Annotated in this window: 14 protein-coding genes and 2 tRNA genes; 9 read left to right on the top strand and 7 right to left on the bottom strand. The window is 62.9% G+C overall.

Annotated features, from left to right (window positions below; genetic code table 11):
* Positions 1–5: 5 nt before the first annotated feature.
* The 4 genes from msrB (at position 6) to JMY24_RS06075 (ending at position 2446) form a co-directional block, all read left to right on the top strand.
* The gene (gene msrB, locus JMY24_RS06090; protein WP_128592333.1) at positions 6–428 is read left to right on the top strand and encodes a peptide-methionine (R)-S-oxide reductase MsrB; all 423 of its coding nucleotides are present in this window, start codon (positions 6–8) and stop codon (positions 426–428) included.
* Between the two features lie 384 nt (positions 429–812).
* Positions 813–1343: a septation protein A gene (locus JMY24_RS06085; protein ID WP_027778365.1), complete on the top strand. Its 531-nt coding sequence runs from the start codon at positions 813–815 to the stop codon at positions 1341–1343.
* A 1-nt stretch (position 1344) separates the two neighbouring features.
* Complete coding sequence (locus tag JMY24_RS06080) at positions 1345–1656, top strand: BolA family protein (protein WP_201701514.1); 312 nt, start codon at positions 1345–1347, stop codon at positions 1654–1656.
* A 10-nt stretch (positions 1657–1666) separates the two neighbouring features.
* Positions 1667–2446 carry a peptidylprolyl isomerase gene (locus JMY24_RS06075; protein ID WP_128592632.1) on the top strand — a complete coding sequence of 260 codons (780 nt, stop codon included), beginning with the start codon at positions 1667–1669 and terminating at the stop codon, positions 2444–2446.
* Between the two features lie 179 nt (positions 2447–2625).
* Here the strand turns inward: JMY24_RS06075 and purL are convergent, their stop codons facing one another.
* On the bottom strand, positions 2626–6720 hold the full coding sequence (gene purL / locus JMY24_RS06070) for a phosphoribosylformylglycinamidine synthase (protein ID WP_201701513.1): 4095 nt from the start codon (positions 6718–6720) through the stop codon (positions 2626–2628).
* Between the two features lie 377 nt (positions 6721–7097).
* Between purL and JMY24_RS06065 the strand changes: the two genes are divergently transcribed.
* The 3 genes from JMY24_RS06065 (at position 7098) to pgi (ending at position 12113) form a co-directional block, all read left to right on the top strand.
* Positions 7098–8396 (top strand): FAD-dependent oxidoreductase, encoded by a 1299-nt coding sequence (locus JMY24_RS06065; RefSeq protein ID WP_201701512.1) that lies wholly within the window; start codon positions 7098–7100, stop codon positions 8394–8396.
* A 101-nt stretch (positions 8397–8497) separates the two neighbouring features.
* Positions 8498–10084 (top strand): NAD(P)H-hydrate dehydratase, encoded by a 1587-nt coding sequence (locus JMY24_RS06060; protein WP_201701511.1) that lies wholly within the window; start codon positions 8498–8500, stop codon positions 10082–10084.
* Between the two features lie 406 nt (positions 10085–10490).
* Positions 10491–12113, top strand: coding sequence for a glucose-6-phosphate isomerase (gene pgi, locus JMY24_RS06055; protein WP_128595012.1), 1623 nt, complete (start codon positions 10491–10493; stop codon positions 12111–12113).
* Positions 12114–12254: 141 nt separating this feature from the next.
* On the opposite strand, the gene JMY24_RS06050 is transcribed toward pgi, so the two are convergent.
* Positions 12255–12941: an ABC transporter ATP-binding protein gene (locus tag JMY24_RS06050; RefSeq protein WP_128595011.1), complete on the bottom strand. Its 687-nt coding sequence runs from the start codon at positions 12939–12941 to the stop codon at positions 12255–12257.
* A gap of 28 nt (positions 12942–12969) precedes the next feature.
* Between JMY24_RS06050 and JMY24_RS06045 the strand changes: the two genes are divergently transcribed.
* Positions 12970–13659: an arylesterase gene (locus JMY24_RS06045; RefSeq protein WP_193414873.1), complete on the top strand. Its 690-nt coding sequence runs from the start codon at positions 12970–12972 to the stop codon at positions 13657–13659.
* Positions 13660–13776: 117 nt separating this feature from the next.
* Entirely contained in the window at positions 13777–14118 is a 342-nt protein-coding gene (locus JMY24_RS06040; RefSeq protein WP_128589651.1) for a hypothetical protein, read from the top strand.
* 239 nt (positions 14119–14357) lie between these two features.
* On the opposite strand, the gene JMY24_RS06035 is transcribed toward JMY24_RS06040, so the two are convergent.
* The 5 genes from JMY24_RS06035 to lon all read right to left on the bottom strand — a co-directional run bounded on the left by JMY24_RS06035 (position 14358) and on the right by lon (position 19794).
* Entirely contained in the window at positions 14358–16295 is a 1938-nt protein-coding gene (locus tag JMY24_RS06035; protein ID WP_201701510.1) for a SurA N-terminal domain-containing protein, read from the bottom strand.
* Positions 16296–16378: 83 nt separating this feature from the next.
* Positions 16379–16455: transfer RNA gene (locus JMY24_RS06030), tRNA-Asp, on the bottom strand.
* 56 nt (positions 16456–16511) lie between these two features.
* A tRNA-Val gene (locus tag JMY24_RS06025) sits at positions 16512–16587 on the bottom strand.
* 144 nt (positions 16588–16731) lie between these two features.
* Positions 16732–17124: an HU family DNA-binding protein gene (locus JMY24_RS06020; protein WP_268960749.1), complete on the bottom strand. Its 393-nt coding sequence runs from the start codon at positions 17122–17124 to the stop codon at positions 16732–16734.
* 246 nt (positions 17125–17370) lie between these two features.
* Positions 17371–19794 carry an endopeptidase La gene (lon, locus tag JMY24_RS06015; protein WP_128595009.1) on the bottom strand — a complete coding sequence of 808 codons (2424 nt, stop codon included), beginning with the start codon at positions 19792–19794 and terminating at the stop codon, positions 17371–17373.
* Between the last annotated feature and the right edge of the window lie 38 nt (positions 19795–19832).

Below are 19832 nucleotides of genomic sequence, written 5' to 3'. Positions count from 1 at the left end.
CGACCATGAACAATCCCGACGACCTCAAGCACGACACCCCGGCGGTGCAGAAAGACGACGCCGAGTGGCGCGAGCAGCTTTCCGACATCGAATATCAGGTGACGCGCCATGCTGCCACCGAGCGCCCGTTCACGGGTCGTTATCACGATCACTGGGAGCGCGGCATCTATGATTGCGTCTGTTGCGGCACACCGCTGTTCGAATCGGATACCAAGTTCGACGCAGGCTGCGGCTGGCCGAGCTACTTCAAACCGATCGACGGCGAAGTGATCGCCGAGAAAACCGACCGCTCGCACGGCATGCTGCGTATCGAGGTGCAATGCAAGAATTGCGGCGCGCATCTCGGCCACGTTTTCGAAGACGGACCGGCGCCGACAGGTCTGCGCTACTGCATCAATTCGGCTGCGTTACAATTCGACCCCAAGTAACGCAGTGCCGGGAGTCTGCGCGCTCTGTGCCTCAACTGGCGAATTGCGGTCGGCGTCGGCGAGCAGTCTCGCGTCTGCCGGCGCGGCACCGCGCCGAAGCAGCCTTTAGCAGTCAGGCGCGGGCACAGGCAGACATGTGCGGCGCAGGCGACCCGAACCGCAGGTAGACGCAACTGGCAGTAATCTGCGGCATCAGAGGGTGAACTGGTCGTCCGGCGCGGCTCATCGCGTCATGCAGGCCGCACGGTTCACGTGGGCTGCGACGGCAACCGGTTCGCCTCGCCCGACGCCGCGTCCGGTTCTGCGCTGCGTGCCGCGGGGCGCCTCGTGCTCGACGCCGCGCACTTGCCCCTCCGACCCACTCTCCGACTTCCCGTCAGATAAATGAAATTCCTGTTCGATCTGTTCCCGATCATTCTGTTCTTCGTCGCCTTCAAGGTGTGGGGCATCTTCACGGCGACCGCAGTGGCGATCGTCGCCACGCTGGTGCAGATCGCGTGGGTGGCCTTCCGCCACCGTAAAGTCGACCCGATGCTGTGGGTGAGTCTCGGCGTCGTTACCGTATTCGGCGGCGCGACACTCGTTCTGCACAACGACACCTTCATCAAGTGGAAGCCGACTGTGCTGTACTGGGCGTTTTCTGTCGTGCTGATCGTGTCGCAACTCGCGTTCAACAAGAACCTGATCGAAGCGATGATGGGCAAACAGATCACGCTGCCGCATGCGATCTGGGGCAAGCTGAGCGTGATCTGGGCGATCTTTTTCGTGCTGCTCGGACTGCTCAATCTGTTCGTCGCGTACAACTACACGACCGACCAGTGGGTCAATTTCAAACTGTTCGGCGCGACAGGCTGTCTGGTGGTGTTTATCGTCGGACAGAGCTTGTGGCTGTCCAAGTACATGAAGGAGGAATGACATGAGCGATACGTTCATGCACGCCACCACCGCGGAGCGTGCCGCGCTGATCGAAGCGCGCCTCACCGCCGCGCTCGCGCCCGTCGCGTCGATCCAGATCACCGACGACAGCGCTCGGCACGCCGGCCACGCCGGCGCTGCCGCCGGCGGTCATTTCAGTGTCACGATCGTGGCTGCCGCATTCGCCGGCAAGCCCCGCGTGGCGCGGCATCGCATGGTGTATGATGCGCTGGCCGATGGCATGCAGCGCGGCATTCATGCCCTTGCAATCACGGCTTACACGCCCGAAGAATTCGCTTTGTTGCCCCGCTAGGAAACTTCCGATGACCTTGAAGAAAACCCGTCTTTGGGTATTGCTGGCTGCGTTTGCGGCCGCACCTGCATTCGCACAGAACATAGCCGTCGTGAACGGCACGCCGATTCCGAAAGCACGCGCCGACGCGCTGATCGACCAACTGGTTCATCAAGGCCAGCAAAACACGCCGCAACTTCAAATGGCCGTGCGTGAAGAACTCGTCAACCGCGAAATCCTGATGCAGGAAGCGCTGCGCCGCGGCCTGCCGAATCGTCCGGACATCAAGGCGCAAATTGCTGTCGCTCAGCAAACCGTCGTGCTGCGCGCACTGATCGAAGACTTCGTGAAGAAAAACACGCCGAGCGACGCGGAAGTCACCGCTCGCTACAACGCGCTGATCAAGGACGCAGGCGGCAAGGAATATCACCTGCATCACATCCTCGTGGAGAACGAGCAGCAGGCGAAGGACCTCATCGCGAAGATCAAGGGCGGCGCGAGCTTCGAGGATCTCGCCAAGCAATTCTCAAAGGACCCGGGATCGGGCAAGAACGGCGGCGACCTGGACTGGTCGGACCCGAAGGCTTACGTGCCTGAATTTGCGGACGCGGCCACGCATCTGCAGAAAGGCCAGATGTCGGACACGCCGGTGCATACGCAGTTCGGCTGGCACATCATTCGCGTCGACGACGTGCGCAGCATTACGCCGCCGCCGCTCGAGCAGGTGCGCCCGCAGATCGTGCAGCAGATCCAGCAGGAAAAACTGCAGGCATTCGAAGAAGGTCTGCGCAAGAACGCGAAGATTCAGTAAGCGGCGATCCGCAAACTTCGATATTGTTCGCAAAAAGCCCCGTTCAGTTGATGACTGAACGGGGCTTTTTTAATGTCGCGCTCAACGCCGCATTTCGTGTCCGTCAAGGGCGCGCGCGCTGGCGACGCGGGGTACGCAAGGAAGTTGCGGTCCCGCGAGGCCGATCCCGCTCTACCCCATCACCCGAGCCAGCGGCGAGCGTTCTGGAACACGCGCATCCACGGGCTTGCGTCCGTGGCGCCCTCGCCCCAGCCTTCCGGATGCCAGCTCATTTGCACCGCGCGATGCACGCGCTCCGTGTGCGGCATCACGACGGTGAAGCGGCCATCGGGCGTGGTGACGGACGTGATGCCGTCCGGAGAACCGTTCGGATTGAACGGATACTGCTCCGTCGCCTGACCACGGTGATCGACGTAACGCATCGCCACCGCGACCTTCGACGCATCGCCTTGCTGCGAGAAGTCCGCATAACCCTCGCCGTGCGCAACCGCGACCGGAATGCGCGAACCTTCCATGCCGGCGAAGAAGATCGACGGCGACGCCTCGACTTGCACGAGCGAAAAGCGCGCCTCGAACTTTTCCGACTTGTTACGCGTGAACTTAGGCCATGCTTCGGCGCCGGGGATCATCGACGCGAGGCTGCTCATCATCTGGCAGCCGTTGCAGATGCCGAGCGCGAACGTGTCCGCGCGGCCGAAAAACGCCGCGAACATATCGGCCAGTTGCGAGTTGAAGCGAATCGCCTTCGCCCAGCCTTCGCCGGCGCCGAGCGTATCGCCGTACGAAAATCCGCCGCACGCCACCGCACCCGCGAAGTCCGCCAGGTCGGCGCGGCCCGCAAGCAGGTCGCTCATGTGCACGTCGTGCGCGTCGAAACCGGCGCGGTCGAACGCATACGCCGTTTCAAGGTGTGAGTTCACGCCCTGCTCGCGCAGAATTGCCACGCGCGGACGCGCGCTCTTGCCGACGTACGGCGCGGCCACGTCCTCCGCAGGGTCGAAGGTCAGCACCGGGGTGATGCCCGGATCAGCGGCGTCGAGCAGCGCGTCGTATTCCGCGTCGGCGCAAGCCGGATTGTCGCGTAGTCGCGAAATGCGCCAGCTCACCTCGCTCCACGTGCGATGCAGTTCAACACGCGGCGCTTCGTAGACCTTCTTCGCGTCGCGATAAATTTCGATGGTGTCGCGGTCGTTGATCTTGCCGATCACATGCGAGCACGCCGACAGACCGTGCTCGCGCAACGCGGCCAACACCGCGTCGCGGTCGGCCGCGCGCACCTGGATCACGGCGCCGAGTTCTTCGGTAAAGAGCGCGCGGATCGTGCGGTCTTCGCGGCGACCGCTCGTCTGCTTCGCCCAGTCTTTTGCGTCGCCGTAATCCGATTCGTGATGCGGATCGAGCACGAGCATGTCCACATTCAGCGACACGCCGACGTGACCCGCGAACGCCATTTCACATACGGTCGCCCACAGGCCGCCGTCGGAGCGGTCGTGGTAGGCGAGCAGCTTGCCGTCCTGGTTCAGCGACTGGATTGCGTTGAAGAAGCGTTTCAGGTCTTCCGGATCGTCCACGTCAGGCACCGTATCGCCGATCTGCTGCGTAACCTGCGCGAGGATACTGCCGCCCAGACGATGCTTGCCGCGGCCGAGGTCGATTGCGATCAGCACGGAGTCGCCCACGCCGTCCGCACCGCTTGCGCGACGCAGTTGCGGCGTGAGGTGACGGCGCACGTCTTCGACCGGCGCAAATGCCGAGATGATGAGCGAAACCGGCGCGACGACTTCTTTCGCAACGCCGCGGTCTTCCCACTTGGTGCGCATGGACAGCGAATCCTTGCCGACCGGAATGCTGATACCGAGCGCCGGGCACAGTTCCATGCCGATCGCCTTGACCGTCTCGTAGAGCGCCGCGTCTTCGCCCGGTGCGCCACACGCGGCCATCCAGTTCGCCGACAGCTTGAGCTTGTCGAGCGACGCGATCGGCGCCGCCGCGATGTTGGTGACCGCCTCGCCGACTGCCATGCGGCCCGACGCCGGCGCGTTGATGACGGCGAGCGGCGTGCGCTCGGCCATTGTCATCGCCTCGCCGCGAAAGCCCGCGTAGTCCATGGTCGTGATCGCGACGTCGGCAACCGGGACCTGCCACGGGCCGACCATCTGGTCACGCGCCGTCGTGCCGCCCACCGAGCGGTCGCCGATCGTGATGAGGAACGACTTGCTCGCGACCGTAGGATGACGCAGCACGCTCACGGCGACTTCCGACAGCGCGATGCCGGTCACATCCACCGGCTGGACCTTCGGCTCGACGCGCTTGACGTCGCGATGCATGCGCGGCGCCTTGCCGAGCAGCACCTCCATCGGCATGTCGACCGGTTGATGCGCGTTGTCGTCCTTCAGTTCGGGATCGATCAGCTTCAGCTGACGTTCGGCCGTTGCCGTGCCGATCACGGCGAACGGGCAGCGTTCGCGCTCGCACATGGCCTTGAAAGCGGGCAGATCGGCGGGCGCGATGGCGAGCACGTAGCGCTCCTGCGCTTCGTTCGACCAGATCTCGCGCGGCGACAGGCCGCTTTCTTCGAGCTGGATTTTGCGCAGATCGAAGATCGCGCCCTTGCCCGCGCCGTCGACCAGTTCCGGGAACGCGTTCGACAGACCGCCCGCGCCCACGTCGTGAATGCTCAGGATCGGGTTCTTGTCGCCGAGTTGCCAGCACGCGTTGATCACTTCCTGCGCGCGCCGCTCGATTTCCGGGTTGCCGCGCTGGACGGAGTCGAAGTCGAGTTCGGCGGTATTGGTGCCGGTCGCCATTGAACTCGCCGCACCGCCGCCCATGCCGATGCGCATGCCCGGGCCGCCGATCTGGATCAGCAGCGACCCTTCCGGCAGGTCGTGTTTGTGCGTGTGCTGATCCGAAATATTGCCGATGCCGCCCGCAATCATGATCGGCTTGTGATAGCCGCGCACCACGCCGGCAACGTTCTGCTCGTAAGCGCGGAAATAGCCGCCCAGATTCGGCCGGCCAAATTCGTTGTTGAACGCTGCGCCGCCGAGCGGTCCGTCGATCATGATTTGCAGCGGCGACGCAATGCGATCCGGGCGGCCATACGCTTCATGCTTGTCGTTCGGATTGCGATGCGCGAGCGGCTCGGCGACATCGCGTGCGTTTTCCCACGCCTCGACGCCGTCGGGCAATTCGAGATTCGACACCGTGAAGCCCGCGAGACCGGCCTTCGGACGCGCGCCGCGACCGGTCGCGCCTTCGTCGCGGATTTCACCGCCCGCGCCGGTCGCGGCGCCGGGGAATGGCGAGATCGCGGTCGGGTGGTTGTGCGTCTCGACCTTCATCAACGTGTGCGTGAGTTCGACGCTGCGGCGGTAGTGCTCCGGCAGTTCGTTCTCACCAAGCTGCTCCGGCGTGCGCGGGAACCAGCGCTGGGCCATGCCGCCGGCCATGATCGCCGAGTTGTCCGAATACGCGACGATCGTGCCTTGCGGGTTGAGCTTCTCGGTATTGCGGATCATGTTGAAGAGCGAGATGTCCTGCTTCTCCCCGTCGATGGTCCATTCCGCGTTGAAAATCTTGTGGCGGCAGTGCTCGCTGTTGGCCTGCGCGAACATCATCAGTTCGACGTCGGTCGGATTGCGGCCGAGTTTCGTGAATGCGTCGACGAGGTAGTCGATCTCGTCGTCGGCGAGCGCGAGGCCTAGTTCCGTGTTCGCTGCTTCCAGCGCGCGTCGGCTTTGGCCCAACACGTCGACGGTTTGCAGCGGCTTGGCCGGCAGTTCGTCGAACAGATGCAGCGCATGATCGCGCGACGGCGCGACGCTCTCGGTCATGCGGTCGTGCAACGCGGCGGCGACGGCCTCGCGCGCTTCGTCGGAAAGCGCCTTCTTGCCGCCCAGCAGGCCGCTTTTCAGCGTGACCGTGTACTCGACGCCGCGCTCGATCCGGCGCACCTGTGTGAGCCCGCACAGGTGCGCGATGTCCGTTGCCTTGCTGGCCCACGGCGACACCGTACCGAAGCGCGGCACCACCAGAAACGTCTCGGCCGCGCCGCGCTCTCTGGTTTCTTCGAGCGGATGGCCATAGTGCATCAGCGCCTCGATCTTCGCGTTGTCTTCAGCGGAAAGCGGGGTCTGCGCGTTGACGAAGTGCAGATATTGCCCGCGCACGCCCGTGATGTTCGGGTCGATGCGCGTAAGCGTTTCGAGCAGGCGGGTTTGACGGAAATCGGAAAGGGCCGAAGCGCCGGGGAAACACGAGAAGTGGGCCATGGACTTGACGTTGCGTCGCTCAATGATGCCGAAGAGTCGCGCGTGATGGCGACATGAGGCGGAAAGGAAGTCCGGGATTATACCCCGGGAACGGCCATCCAGCGGGCCGCGCCATGGGCCCGGAATACGCTGCGCGCGTGCCGCGAGCGGCGCCCGGGCGGCAGCGCGCATGGCCATGCGCGGGCGTTGACTGCTATCATTCGCCCTTTCATCAGATCGGTGCGAGCAAGGTTTCGGCCTTGCCGCCGGCAGCATGTCGCGAGTCCTGCCCGGATCGGATCCGGGAGTCATGTCTTCGCGCCATGCCCGGCCGCGCCGCATGTCACGCCTAGCGGGGCTCGCACAACGGCCCCCGCCCGGCAAATCGAATCAGAACAATGGATGTCATCGTCATTGGCGGCGGGATTGCGGGCGTCGCCACCGCTTATCAGCTACGCGCCGCCGGCCATCGGGTATGCGTCGTCGAGCGCCACGCCACCGTCGCGCAGGGCGCGACCTATGGACACGGCGGCACGGTCCTGCCGACGCCGCTCGACGTCTGGTTCGGCCCGACTTTCATGGCGAGCCGCCAGAATGCGAAAAACGGTGTGATCAGCAAGCCCGGCTTCAATGGGCCGGCGCGCCAGTTCGTGAAGAAGCTGGCCGAATTGCAGGAGCCGGACGAGTTCGGTCGCCAATACCGGTTGTTGCGTCCGCTTATCGAGCTGTCGCGCGAAGCGATGGCCGACATGGAAGCGCGCTTCGGCTTCGAGTTCGAACAGGCGAGCGGTCTCCTCTATCTGGTCCGTTCCGCGCAGGAGTGGCAGCAGTTGCAGCCCGCGCTCGGGCTGCTGTCGCTCTACGAAGTGCCGCATCATGTGCTGAGCCCTGCGGAATGTGCGGCGTACGAGCATTCGGTGCGCACCGAACCGGAATTCGCGGGCGGCGTTCTGTTCGAACACGAGCGAACCGCCAATTGTCCGCTGTTCACCAAGCTCATCAAGCAGACGCTCGACACCCAGGGCGGCGTGCAGTTCATGCTCGGCTGTGAGGTCTCGGCGATCCGCCTCGACGGCCAGCGCGCCGCTGTTGAACTCGCGCCTCGGCCGGGCGCGGCGTCCCGGTCGCGCGAAGTCGATGTGATCCACGCGGACGCGATCGTGGTCGCCGCCGGTCACGGCAGCCTCCCGCTGCTCGAACGCCTCGGCCTCGCCTTGCCGCTGCATCCGCTGCGCCTGCATACGCTCGTCGCGCCTATCGCACATGAGGAATGTGCGCCGCATGTCGCTATCGTCGACGCGATCAAGCGCATTGGGATCAGCCGGTTGAATCACCGCTTGCGCATTGCGGGCGGTGCGGTCCTGCAAAGTGCCAATCTGATCGACAAGCCGCTCGGTGAAGCGCTGACGAAAGAAGCACTGGCGCTGCTAGGCCAGGCGACACATGACTGGATTCCGGGCGCGGCACGTATCTCCGCGGCCTTGCCTTGGGAAGGCATCAAGCTGCTGTCGCCCGACGGCTTGCCGGTGGTCGGCAACGCGCTGCATCCGCGGCTTTTCGTCAATGTGGGGCACGGGCCCGCAGGTTGGGGCCTCGCGTGCGGCGCCGGCAAGCTGATTGCCGATCTGGTCGCGGGCAAGACGCCGGATCTGCCCGAGGAAACACTCGCCGCGCTGCGGGCGGAGCGGTTCAAGTAACAGCGCGTGCGCCGGAATCGACGCATCGCGCGCACATCGGCACTACCATAGCGATTCCAGACGCTCTCGCACCTTGCACAAAGGTGACCGCCCGCCTCGCCATGACCGAAGCCGACCTTACGCCGCCGACGCTGATTCGCCCGCATAACCGCGCCCTCCCGCTGCTGACGCTGACCGACCTGCGGATCGCGGAATCGCAAGCCGCCGCTTCGCTGCCGGCGCACACGCTGATGGACCGCGCCGGCAAGGCGGCAGCCAGCTTCCTGCTCGAACAGCTCACTCGCGACACGTCGGTTGAAAAATCCAGGCAGCGCGTCTGGCTGATAGCCGGCCCCGGCAACAATGGCGGCGACGCGCTGATTCTCGCGGCGGAGCTGCACAAAGCCGGCATCGCAGTCGAATTGTGCATGCCCGTGGAAGTGAAACCGGACGACGCCCGCTGGGCGCTCGCCACGGCACGTGCATCCGGCGTCGCGATCACCACCGCGCCGCCTGCCTCGCTCGACGGCTACACGTGGCTCGTCGACGGCATGTTCGGCATCGGCCTCGCGCGGACGCTGGAAGGCGTGTTCGCTGCGACCGCGCGCCAGCTCTCTCAACGCAGCCAAACCCGGCCGCACACAGGCGGCGTACTTGCGCTCGACGTGCCGAGCGGCCTCGACAGCGACACGGGCACGATTGTCGGCGACCGCGACGCAGCCGTGCGCGCGACGCACACGCTCACCTTCATCGCCGCCAAGCCGGGGCTCTTCACCGCACAAGGCCGCGATCTCGCCGGCTCGGTAACGGTCGCGCCGATCGGCGTCGACTGCAGCGCGCGCACGGCGGTGCAACTGAACGCACCCGAACTGTTTGGCTCGTTCCTGCCGCCGCGCGATTTCGCGACCAACAAGGGCACGTTCGGCAGTCTCGCGGTGGTCGGCGGCGACACAGGCATGTGCGGCGCGCCGATTCTCGCGTCACGCGCGGCACTCTACACCGGCGCGGGCAAGGTCCACGTCGCGTTGCTGGGCGCGGGCGCCCCGCCCTACGACCCGCCTCATCCCGAACTGATGCTGCATGCCGTCGACGATTTGCCGCTCGACAAGATGGATGCGCTGGCGCTCGGCTGCGGCATGGGCCACGGCGAGCGCGCCACGCGGGTGTTGCACGATGTGCTGCAACTCGATGTGCCGAAGCTCTTCGACGCGGACGCGCTCAATCTCATTTCAAAAGACCCCACGTTGGCCGCGGCCGTCACCGCGCGGGGCGTGCAAGGCGATCCCTGCGTGCTCACGCCGCACCCGCTCGAAGCCGCACGCCTTCTTGGCACGGAGGTTGCCGGCGTACAGCGTGACCGCCTCGGCGCGGCGCGCGCGCTCGCCGCGCGCTTTGCCAGCGTGGTGGTGCTAAAAGGCACCGGCACGGTCGTCGCGGCCCCCGACGGCCGTCTCACGATCAACCCGACCGGCAATGCCGCGCTCGCGACGGGCGGCACCGGCGACGTGCTCGGCGGCATGATCGGCGCTTTGCTCGCGCAGCACTTGCCGGGCTACGAGGCGGCGTTGGCCGGCGTCTACCTGCACGGCCTCGCCGCCGACACGCTGAGCGCGCAAGGCCACGGTCCCGCCGGCCTCACGGCTGGCGAACTCGCGCCGATGGTGCGCAGCTTGTTGAACCGCATGTTTTATCCATCGGTGCAATCGTGATGTTGCGTGAGTGTACGGAGCGGTATCGATCGGAATTGGGCCGCATCGGCTACTGGCTTCCTGCGCGGCGTTGCGTCAAAGCGCTGCCGCCTGTCACGCAACGCCGCTATACTGAGTAATCGAGTGAGAAGTGCGTGAGCAACTGCGCTGACCGGTCGTAACTACGGCAGCACGCGGACTGCGCGCGAATTGAGCGTTCTTGCTGCGCGCACACTGGCTGACGGCACGGCGGTTCGCACCGGTCACTCGCGAAATGCGGCGGAATCAGCCGGCGTTCATCGCTGCGCCGGCTTTGAAAGCTCACCGCGAACCCGGCCGTGCTGCCTCGCTCTATCAGCATCGTTGCATCATCCTCGGCGGCGCTTCGCGCGCGCCTTTCTTTGTGCCCCTTGGTTAGACGGACGCTATGACCCAGAATTCGCTCCCCTCCTGGTCCTCTCTGCAAACGCACTACGCGCAGATCCGCGATGCGCATCTGCGCGACTGGTTCGCCCCTGGGAACGACCCAGCGCCGACGCGTGCCGAGCGCTTTGCGTTCGCGGGCGGCGGCATCGCCGCTGACTTCTCGAAGAACCGCATCACCGACGAAACCCTCAAGCTGCTCGTGCAACTCGCGCGCGAAGCCGGGGTCGAGAAACGCCGCGACGCGATGTTCGCAGGCGAAGTCGTCAATCCCACTGAAGGCCGTGCCGCGCTGCACACCGCGCTGCGAGCGAGCAACCCCAACGCGCCGTTCCATCAGCAGGTGCAGGCCGAACGCGCGAAAATGGCCGCATTCGCCGATCAGGTGAGGAGCGGCGCCTGGACCGGCTACACAGGCAAGCGCATTCGCCACGTGGTGAACATCGGCATCGGCGGCTCGGACCTCGGGCCGAAGATGGTCGTGCACGCACTGCATCATCTGGCCACGCCGGAAATCACCACGCACTTCGTGTCGAACGTGGACGGTGCCGATCTCTACAACGTGATGCAGCAGATCGACCCCGAAGAGACGCTCGCCATCATCGTTTCGAAGACTTTCACGACGCTCGAAACCATGACCAACGCGCGTTCGCTGCGTGACTGGTTCACGGAAAAAGGCTGCCCGGAGAACGCGCTGGCGAAGCACTTCGTCGGTGTGTCGGCGAATCCCTCCGAAGTCGTCAAGTTCGGCATCGCGAAAGAGAACGTGTTCGAGATGTGGGACTGGGTAGGCGGCCGATATTCGCTGTGGTCGGCGGTCGGTCTGTCGATCATGATCGCGGTCGGGCCGCAGCAGTTCGGCGAGTTGCTCGCCGGCGCGAACGACATGGACGAGCATTTCCGCACCGCGCCGCTCGACAAGAATCTGCCGGTGCTGCTGGGCATGATCGGCATCTGGTATCGCAACTTCTTCGGCTCGCAAAGCTATCTCGTCGCGCCGTACTCGGAGGCGCTGCACTTCCTGCCGTCGTATCTGCAACAGCTGGAAATGGAGAGCAACGGCAAGTCGGCGCGTCTCGACGGCGCAATGGTCGACTATCCGACCTCCGCGGTAACGTGGGGCGAACCGGGTACGAACGGTCAGCATGCGTTTTTCCAGATGCTGCATCAAGGCCCGACCATCGTGCCGATCGACTTCGTTGCGGTGCTCACTCCCGAGCATCCGCTCGTGAGCCATCATCCGAAGCTGCTCGCCAACTGCTTCGCGCAAAGCGAAGCGTTGATGCTCGGCCGCACGCTCGAAGAAGCGAAAAAGGTCGCCGGTCCGGACAAGCCGGAGCTGGCGCCGCACCTGGTGTTTCCGGGCAATCGCCCGACCACCACGCTGCTCGTCGAGGCACTCACCGCGCGTTCGCTCGGCGCGCTGATCGCGTTGTACGAGCACAAGGTCCTGGTCCAGGCGTCGGTATGGAACATCAATCCGTTCGATCAATGGGGCGTCGAACTAGGCAAGATTCTCGGCAAGGTGGTCGAGGCCGATCTGACGGCCTCAAGCGTCGACGAAAAGAAACACGATTCGTCGACCTCCGCGTTGATCGCAAGGGCGCGCGCGGCTTTGAAGCGCTGACGCTTGAACGCCGGTTGGTCGCAACCGGCGGGTTTCACGCGCTTCGCGATGGGTGAAGTACAAAGCGGGCCATTCGTGGCCCGCTTTTTTTACGGTGAGCGTATGTGTGGCTCCGACTCTGGCTTCGACCCAGCGTGCGCGTCAGGCGAGACGCCCGGCCTCGATCGTTACGGTCGTATCGCAGCGGCGCGCCAGTTCCACGTCGTGCGTGACGAGAATCAGCGTTGCACCGTTCGCGCGGTTCATCTGGAACATCAGGTCGATTACTGCGTGGCCGGTCGCAGCGTCGAGACTGCCCGTGGGTTCATCGGCGAAGAGAATCGCCGGATGCGTAACGAACGCGCGCGCCAGTGCGACGCGTTGCTGCTCGCCGCCCGACAGCAGCTTCGGATAATGGCTGGTGCGCTGGCCGAGGCCGACCTGGTCGAGCAGCCCGCGCGCACGCAGTGCGGCTTCGCGCGTACCAATGCCGCCTTGCAGTTCGAGCGGCAACGTGACGTTTTCGAGCGCCGTCAAATGCGGCATCAACTGGAACGACTGGAACACGAACCCGACCGAGCCGCTGCGCAATGCAGCACGCTCGTCTTCGTTCAAAGTGGTGAGCTCGCGGCCGAGTAGCCGAACCGAGCCCGAACTCGCGCTGTCCAATCCTGCGAGCAGTCCAAGCAGCGTAGACTTGCCCGACCCGGACGCGCCGACTATCGCGACACTGCTGCCGGCTTCGATAGCCAGATCGATGTTGTCGAGAATGGTCAGTTCGCCCGTCGCATCCTTAACCTTCTTGCACAAACCCCGCACTTCAATGACTGGATCAGTTTTGTTTAGCATAGTGAAGCGTAGGTTGAAAGTGCGCGCCATGAAGCTTCGCGCGAATGCACTGACTTCGGCAACGAGCTCGGTGGCAAGCGGCTCGGTCATAGTGGCCGCCGCCCTCTTTTCGGCGACCTTCGCGGTTCGCGCAGCCAATGCGCCGGAACCGGCCAAGCCGGTGATCGTCGTACTTGGCGATAGCATCTCCGCCGAATACGGCTTGCCCCGCGACACTGGCTGGGTCGCGTTGATGCGCCAGCGCCTCACGGAAGAGCGAATCGATTATAGCGTCGCCAATGCAAGCATTAGCGGCGATACGACGAGCGGCGGGCGGGCCCGCTTGCCGGCGCTCATGCAACGCTTGAAGCCCAGCATCGTGATCGTCGAACTGGGTGCCAACGATGCATTGCGCGGCGTGCCGCTCTCGACTACTGAAGACAATCTGCGCACGATCATCGAGCAGGCTCAGCAGGCTCACGCGAAGGTCGTGCTCGTGGGCATGTACGTACCGCCTAACTACGGCCCGGACTATACGCAAAAGTTCCATGGTCTATACGGCCAGCTCGCGAAGCAATTGAGCGTGCCGCTCGTGCCTTTCCTGCTTGCCGGCATCGCCGATAAGCCCGACATGTTCCAGGCTGATCAGATTCATCCGACGCAGCAGGCACAGCCAGTGCTACTCAACAACGTGTGGCCCGCTGTCAAGCCACTCCTTCGTACAAGTTCGTCGCACTGAAAAGCTGCTGTCGGCTTGTTTCCGAAACTACGGGGAACACGGATCCGCGAGCTTGATCTGATGCTTGCGCAATCCCGTGTACCCGGCTCGATACCGAGCGACTTATGAGGAGATAACGTGAAATACTTACCGTTAATCGCTTTGACCGTGGCAATTTCCGCCTGTGCCGCTCAGCCGCCGGCTGGCGTCCAGTCCGTCGGACAGAGCCAGCAAGCGCCGAAGGCCGTTGCGACCTGCATCGCGCAAAAATGGGCAGACGGCTCCCAGCAGCAAGTCGTGTCGCAAGACACCCTGGCCAACGATCAGGCTGTAGACGTGTATGTCCCGGGCCAGCAGCCGCCCAACGGCGCGGCCGCCGTGGTGCGTCCTTCGTACTCGGGCAAGGGCTCGTGGGTCGGTTTCCGCGCGAATGGAGCAGCGGGCAGCGACGCCACCAGCGCGATCAGTTCTTGCCTCTGACCTAAACCCGCTGATCGACGCAAATCGTTCGGTGAGCGTCGAGCTTGCCTGATGTCAGCTTCGAGACAGATTCGAAAATGAAAAAAAAGCCCCGCATTTGCGGGGCTTTTTTGTGTTCGCGCGTTCGGCGCGGCTTGCATGATTTCGCTGCGGGCGAGGTGCGGGTCGAGTGCGAGTCGACGTGCACCGAAGGCGCGCTGCGAACACCTACGCGCAAGACGAGCGCGTTGCCGCGAAGCTTACTCGTCGCTTGCCTGCGCGTTGCTGCTGTCGAGCGAGCCATACAGCTTTACTTTCGATCGGGCACGCAACGCCTGAACGTAGGCCTCTGCTTCGGACTGCGACTCCACCTGCGCGATCTGCTGCTGCGCCGCGGCCAGACGCTGCGGCTCCACCGCCGCAGCCGCGACGACGGCATTCACACGATAGATTGCATAACCGTCGTCACCGAGATCCACGCCGACGTATGCCGGCAGTTTTTGCGCATCGGCCTTGTAGATTGCGCTTAGCGCAGCGGGAGGCACGCCTTGCGCGTCGTTGCGCGACACCTTCAACGGAGACGAGAAACCCGTGGTCGCCTTCGACTTCTCGAACTCCGCGAGCTTCGCGATGCCGTCTTTGTGCGCGGCTTCGTTTGACTGAGCCGCAATGACCTTCTGACGCACCTTGTCCTTGATCGCGTCGAGAGCCGGCACGGCCGCAGCTTTATAGTCGGTGACGCGCGCTGCGATCAGCGTGTTGGCTCCGACGTCGATTGCCTGCGTGTTGTTGCGCGCCACGGCTGCGTCGTTCGCGAACACGGCGGCGAGGAATTTCGCGTTGTTCAGCGGGCTGTCAGGCGGCAGCTTGGGATCGGGCTGCGGAGTGACCGTGGCCGTCTGCAACTGCAGCTTGTACTTGTCGGCGGCAGGCTGCAGGCTCTTCGCCTTCTCATAGACGATCGACATGAAGCCCTCGGAGTCGTCGCTGAATGCTTTGCTCGCCAACTGCGTTTTCAGGTCTCTCGAGATCTGGTCTTTCACTTCGTCAAAAGGCTTCGTGACGGAGGGCTTCACGTCGGTGACCTTGACAATGTGATAGCCGAAGTCCGTTTGTACGATGCCGCTGACTTCGTCCTTCTTCAGAGCGAAGACGGCATCGTCGAACGCCTGGCCGCCTGCAATCATGCCGCGCCCGAAGTAACCGAGATCGCCGCCCTTTGCAGCCGACCCAGGATCCTGCGAGTTCTGTTGCGCGATCTGAGCGAATTGTTCAGGATGCGCCTTGACCTGTGCGAGCAGCTCGTCAGCCTTCTGTTTCGCCTTGGCCTTGTCGGCCGCACTCGCGTCTTTCGGCGCGGTGATCAGAATGTGGCTGGCGCGTACCTGGCCTTCGGTGCGGTAGTGCGCGATGTTGTCGTCGTAATACTTCTTCAGGTCGGCGTCGCTCGGCTGCACCGACGCGGCGAGCGTGGCCGGCGACATCACCAGATACTGAATGGTCGCCGTGGCCGGCGTAGCGAAGTCGTTACGGTGTGCGTCGTAGTAGGCCTGCAATTGCGCGTCGGTGGGCTGCACCTTCGCGGCATAGTCGCGTGGGTGGAAAGCGATGCCCTGCACTTCGCGTTGCTGCTCAGCGAGTTCGGTCAGATGCTGAGCGAGCGTTTTCGACGTGAACGCGCTGCCCTGAATGCTTGCAGGTAACTGCTGCGTGGCGATGCTGTAGCGCACGCGCTCGTCGTACTGGTCGGGCGTCATACCCTGCATGGCAAGCAGTTGCTTGTAACGGTCGACGTCGATCGAGCCGTCCGGGTTCTTCAGCGACGAGATCACCGGATCGTTGAGCAGCATGCGGCGCACGGCGTCGTCGGATGCGGTCAGGTGCAGGCGCTGGGTTTCATCGGCGAGCACGCGTTGTTCAATCAGGCCGTCCAGCATCTCGCTGCGGCGTTGCGGCGTATCGAACGCCTTCATGTCGAATTGCGCGCCGAGCATCTGACGGGCGCGGTCGAGCTGTTGACGCATCGCATTGTCGTACTCTGCGCGCGTGATCTTGTGACCGTTGACGCTTGCGACGTTTGCACTTTCGTCAAAGAAGCCGCGAAAGCCCTGAATACCCACAAAACCCAGCCCCGGCACAATGACGAGGATGAGCATAAACATCATCAGGCGTTTGTGATTGCGGAAAAAATCGAGCATGCGTGAGTGCCAAAAACAGAACGCCCGATCTTACAACAGCGGGCAATAAAAAAGGCGAACCGGAGTTCGCCTTTCGAGGATACTGGCGGAGTGGACGGGACTCGAACCCGCGACCCCCGGCGTGACAGGCCGGTATTCTAACCGACTGAACTACCACTCCTTATACTGCGCTTTCACTGCGTCACTGCGCTGAAACACTTTAAGAGAATCTGAAACTGGTGGGTGCTGAGAGGCTCGAACTCCCGACCTACGCCTTGTAAGGGCGCCGCTCTACCAACTGAGCTAAGCACCCGGCTTCATGATTCATGTGCTTCTGCTATTGCTGCCTGATTGGTCCGTCTCGCCTGATTGAACAACAACCGAAACGAGCAGCCAGTAATTCAAATTCGCCGCCCTTCTTTCTGGCGAACCTGCTATTTCTCAAGCAGCAAGCCCATTAGTTTAGCGCATCCTTTAGCGCTTTGCCAGGCCTAAATTTCGGCACCTTGGCCGCCTTGATTTTGATCGCGTCGCCGGTCCGCGGATTGCGCCCCGTGCGAGCCGTGCGCTTGCCAACGGCAAACGTGCCGAAACCAACCAACGTCACCGAACCGCCTTTCTTCAACGTGCCTTTCACACCGCCGATCACTGCGTCGAGCGCGCGTCCGGCCGCAGCCTTCGAAATCTCCGCTTGCTGCGCAATGTGATCGATCAATTCCGTCTTGTTCATCCTTACCCCCGAGAATGTTTTAAAACCGAACGGCGCTTTGCAGCGCCTGACATCATCTGGCCGGCGGCAACGCCGGGCCGAGTCATTAGAATTGGCCGAAACCCACGTGTCAACCGGGATTGAGCCTGATTCAGGCGGTTCTGACGGTCTATTTATCTCGCGACGTGGATGTCGGCTTGGGATGCCGACTTGGGATGCATTAGATGCGGGCGCAACGAGTTAGCACGTCAGCGGTTCGCTGTTCACGTGATTCTTGATGCAATCACGAGGCACGTTGCTGCAAGTGTCTTCCAGATCGTGCGGCAATAGAAAACCCGCGGCCGTTAAGACCGCGGGTTCTTGTACAGCAAGGATTTTGCTGAAGGCTTAGTGCTTCACGACATCCGTGGCGCCGGAGTCCTTGCCGGGCTCGGCCGCAACGGGCGACGCAGGCTTCGGCTCTTCTTCCGGCAACGGCGACGGCACACGTTCGAGCGCCAGTTCGAGCACCTTGTCGATCCAGCGGACCGGCACGATTTCGATCGCGTTCTTCACGTTGTCCGGAATCTCCGTCAAGTCCTTGACGTTTTCTTCCGGGATCAGCACCAGCTTGATGCCGCCGCGATGCGCCGCCAGCAGCTTCTCTTTCAGACCGCCGATCGGCAGCACTTCGCCGCGCAACGTGATTTCGCCTGTCATCGCGACGTCGGCCCGCACCGGAATACCGGTCAGCACCGACACCAGCGCAGTCGTCATAGCGATACCAGCCGAAGGACCGTCTTTCGGCGTTGCGCCTTCAGGTACGTGGATGTGAATGTCCTGCTTTTCGAACGCTTCGTCCTTGACCCCAAGACGACGCGAACGCGAGCGGACCACCGAGCGCGCTGCTTCGACGGATTCCTTCATCACGTCGCCAAGCGAACCCGTGCGAATCACATTGCCCTTGCCCGGCATCACGGCGGCTTCGATGGTCAGCAGATCGCCGCCCACTTCCGTCCACGCGAGACCCGTGACCTGGCCCACCTGATTTTCCTTCGCTGCCAGACCGAAGTCGTACTTGCGCACGCCGAGGAACGTATCGAGGTTGCTGCCGTCGACCTTCACCGCGCCTTCCGCCTTCTTCAGCAGAAGCATCTTCACGACCTTGCGGCAGATCTTCGAAATTTCACGCTCGAGCGAACGAACGCCCGCTTCGCGCGTGTAGTAACGAATGATGTCGCGGATCGCGGTTTCCGTCACATCGACCTCGCCATCCTTGAGGCCGTTGTTCTTCTTCTGCTTGGGCAAAAGATAACGTTGCGCGATGCTGACCTTTTCGTCTTCCGTGTAACCCGACAGACGGATCACTTCCATCCGGTCGAGCAACGGCGGCGGAATGTTCAGCGAGTTCGACGTCGCCACGAACATCACGTCCGACAGATCGAAGTCCACTTCGACGTAGTGATCGGCGAACGTATGGTTCTGTTCCGGATCGAGCACTTCGAGCAATGCCGACGACGGATCGCCGCGGAAATCCTGACCCATCTTGTCGACTTCGTCGAGCAGGAAGAGCGGATTGCGCACACCGACCTTGGTCAGGCTTTGCAAAATCTTGCCCGGCATGGAACCGATATACGTACGACGGTGACCGCGAATCTCGGCTTCGTCGCGCACGCCACCGAGCGCCATACGCACGAACTTGCGGTTCGTTGCGCGAGCGATCGACTGGCCCAGCGACGTCTTACCAACACCCGGAGGCCCAACGAGGCACAGAATCGGCGCTTTCACCTTATCAACACGTTGCTGAACCGCGAGATACTCGAGAATGCGTTCCTTCACTTTCTCGAGACCGAAGTGGTCTTCGTCGAGCACGCGTTCCGCATTCGAGAGGTCGTTGTTGACCTTGCTCTTCTTGCGCCACGGCAAGCCGATCAGCGTATCGATATAGTTGCGCACGACCGTCGCTTCAGCTGACATCGGCGACATCAGCTTGAGCTTCTTCAGTTCGGCGTCGGCCTTCTTCTTTGCTTCCTTCGGCATGCGGGCAGCCGTGATGCGCTTCTCGAGTTCTTCGAGGTCCGCACCTTCTTCGCCTTCGCCGAGTTCCTTCTGGATCGCCTTGACCTGCTCGTTCAGGTAGTACTCGCGCTGGCTCTTCTCCATCTGGCGTTTCACACGCCCACGGATACGCTTTTCAACCTGCAGGATGTCGATCTCGGCCTCGAGTTGCGCGAGCAGATGCTCGAGTCGCTCGATAACCGGGAACATTTCCAGGATGTGCTGTTTCTGGTCGAGCTTGAGCGGCAGATGCGCCGCGATTGTGTCGGCCAGACGCCCGGCTTCGTCGATACCCGACAGCGACGTCAGGATCTCAGGCGGGATCTTCTTGTTCAGCTTCACATACTGATCGAACTGCGACACGATCGCGCGGCGCAGCGCTTCGGTTTCAGCGCTGTCGGCGTGGTCGGGCTCGAGCGGCATGACTTCGCACGAGAACTGCGTTTCCTGTTCTTCGATGGAAAGCGTTTTCGCGCGCTGCAAGCCCTCGACGAGCACCTTTACGGTGCCATCTGGCAGCTTCAGCATTTGCAGGATGTTGGCAATACACCCTACTTCGTACATGTCCTTTTCGGTCGGTTCATCTTTCGCAGCCGTTTTCTGGGCGACGAGCATGATGTGCTTGCCGCCTTCCATCGCTGCTTCGAGAGCCTTGATCGACTTCGGGCGGCCTACGAAGAGCGGAATCACCATGTGCGGGAAAACGACTACGTCGCGCAGCGGGAGCAGCGGGAGCGTAATGCGTTCCTGCGGGAGGAGTTGGGTTCCTGACATTTCATTTCCCCATGAGTGGAATCAGTTCGTTCGATAGG

Source organism: Paraburkholderia kirstenboschensis, assembly GCF_904848585.1.
Taxonomy (GTDB): Bacteria; Pseudomonadota; Gammaproteobacteria; order Burkholderiales; family Burkholderiaceae; genus Paraburkholderia; species Paraburkholderia kirstenboschensis.
The sequence above is the reverse complement of the archived record's forward strand: the minus strand, read 5'-3'. Positions and strand labels throughout refer to the sequence as shown.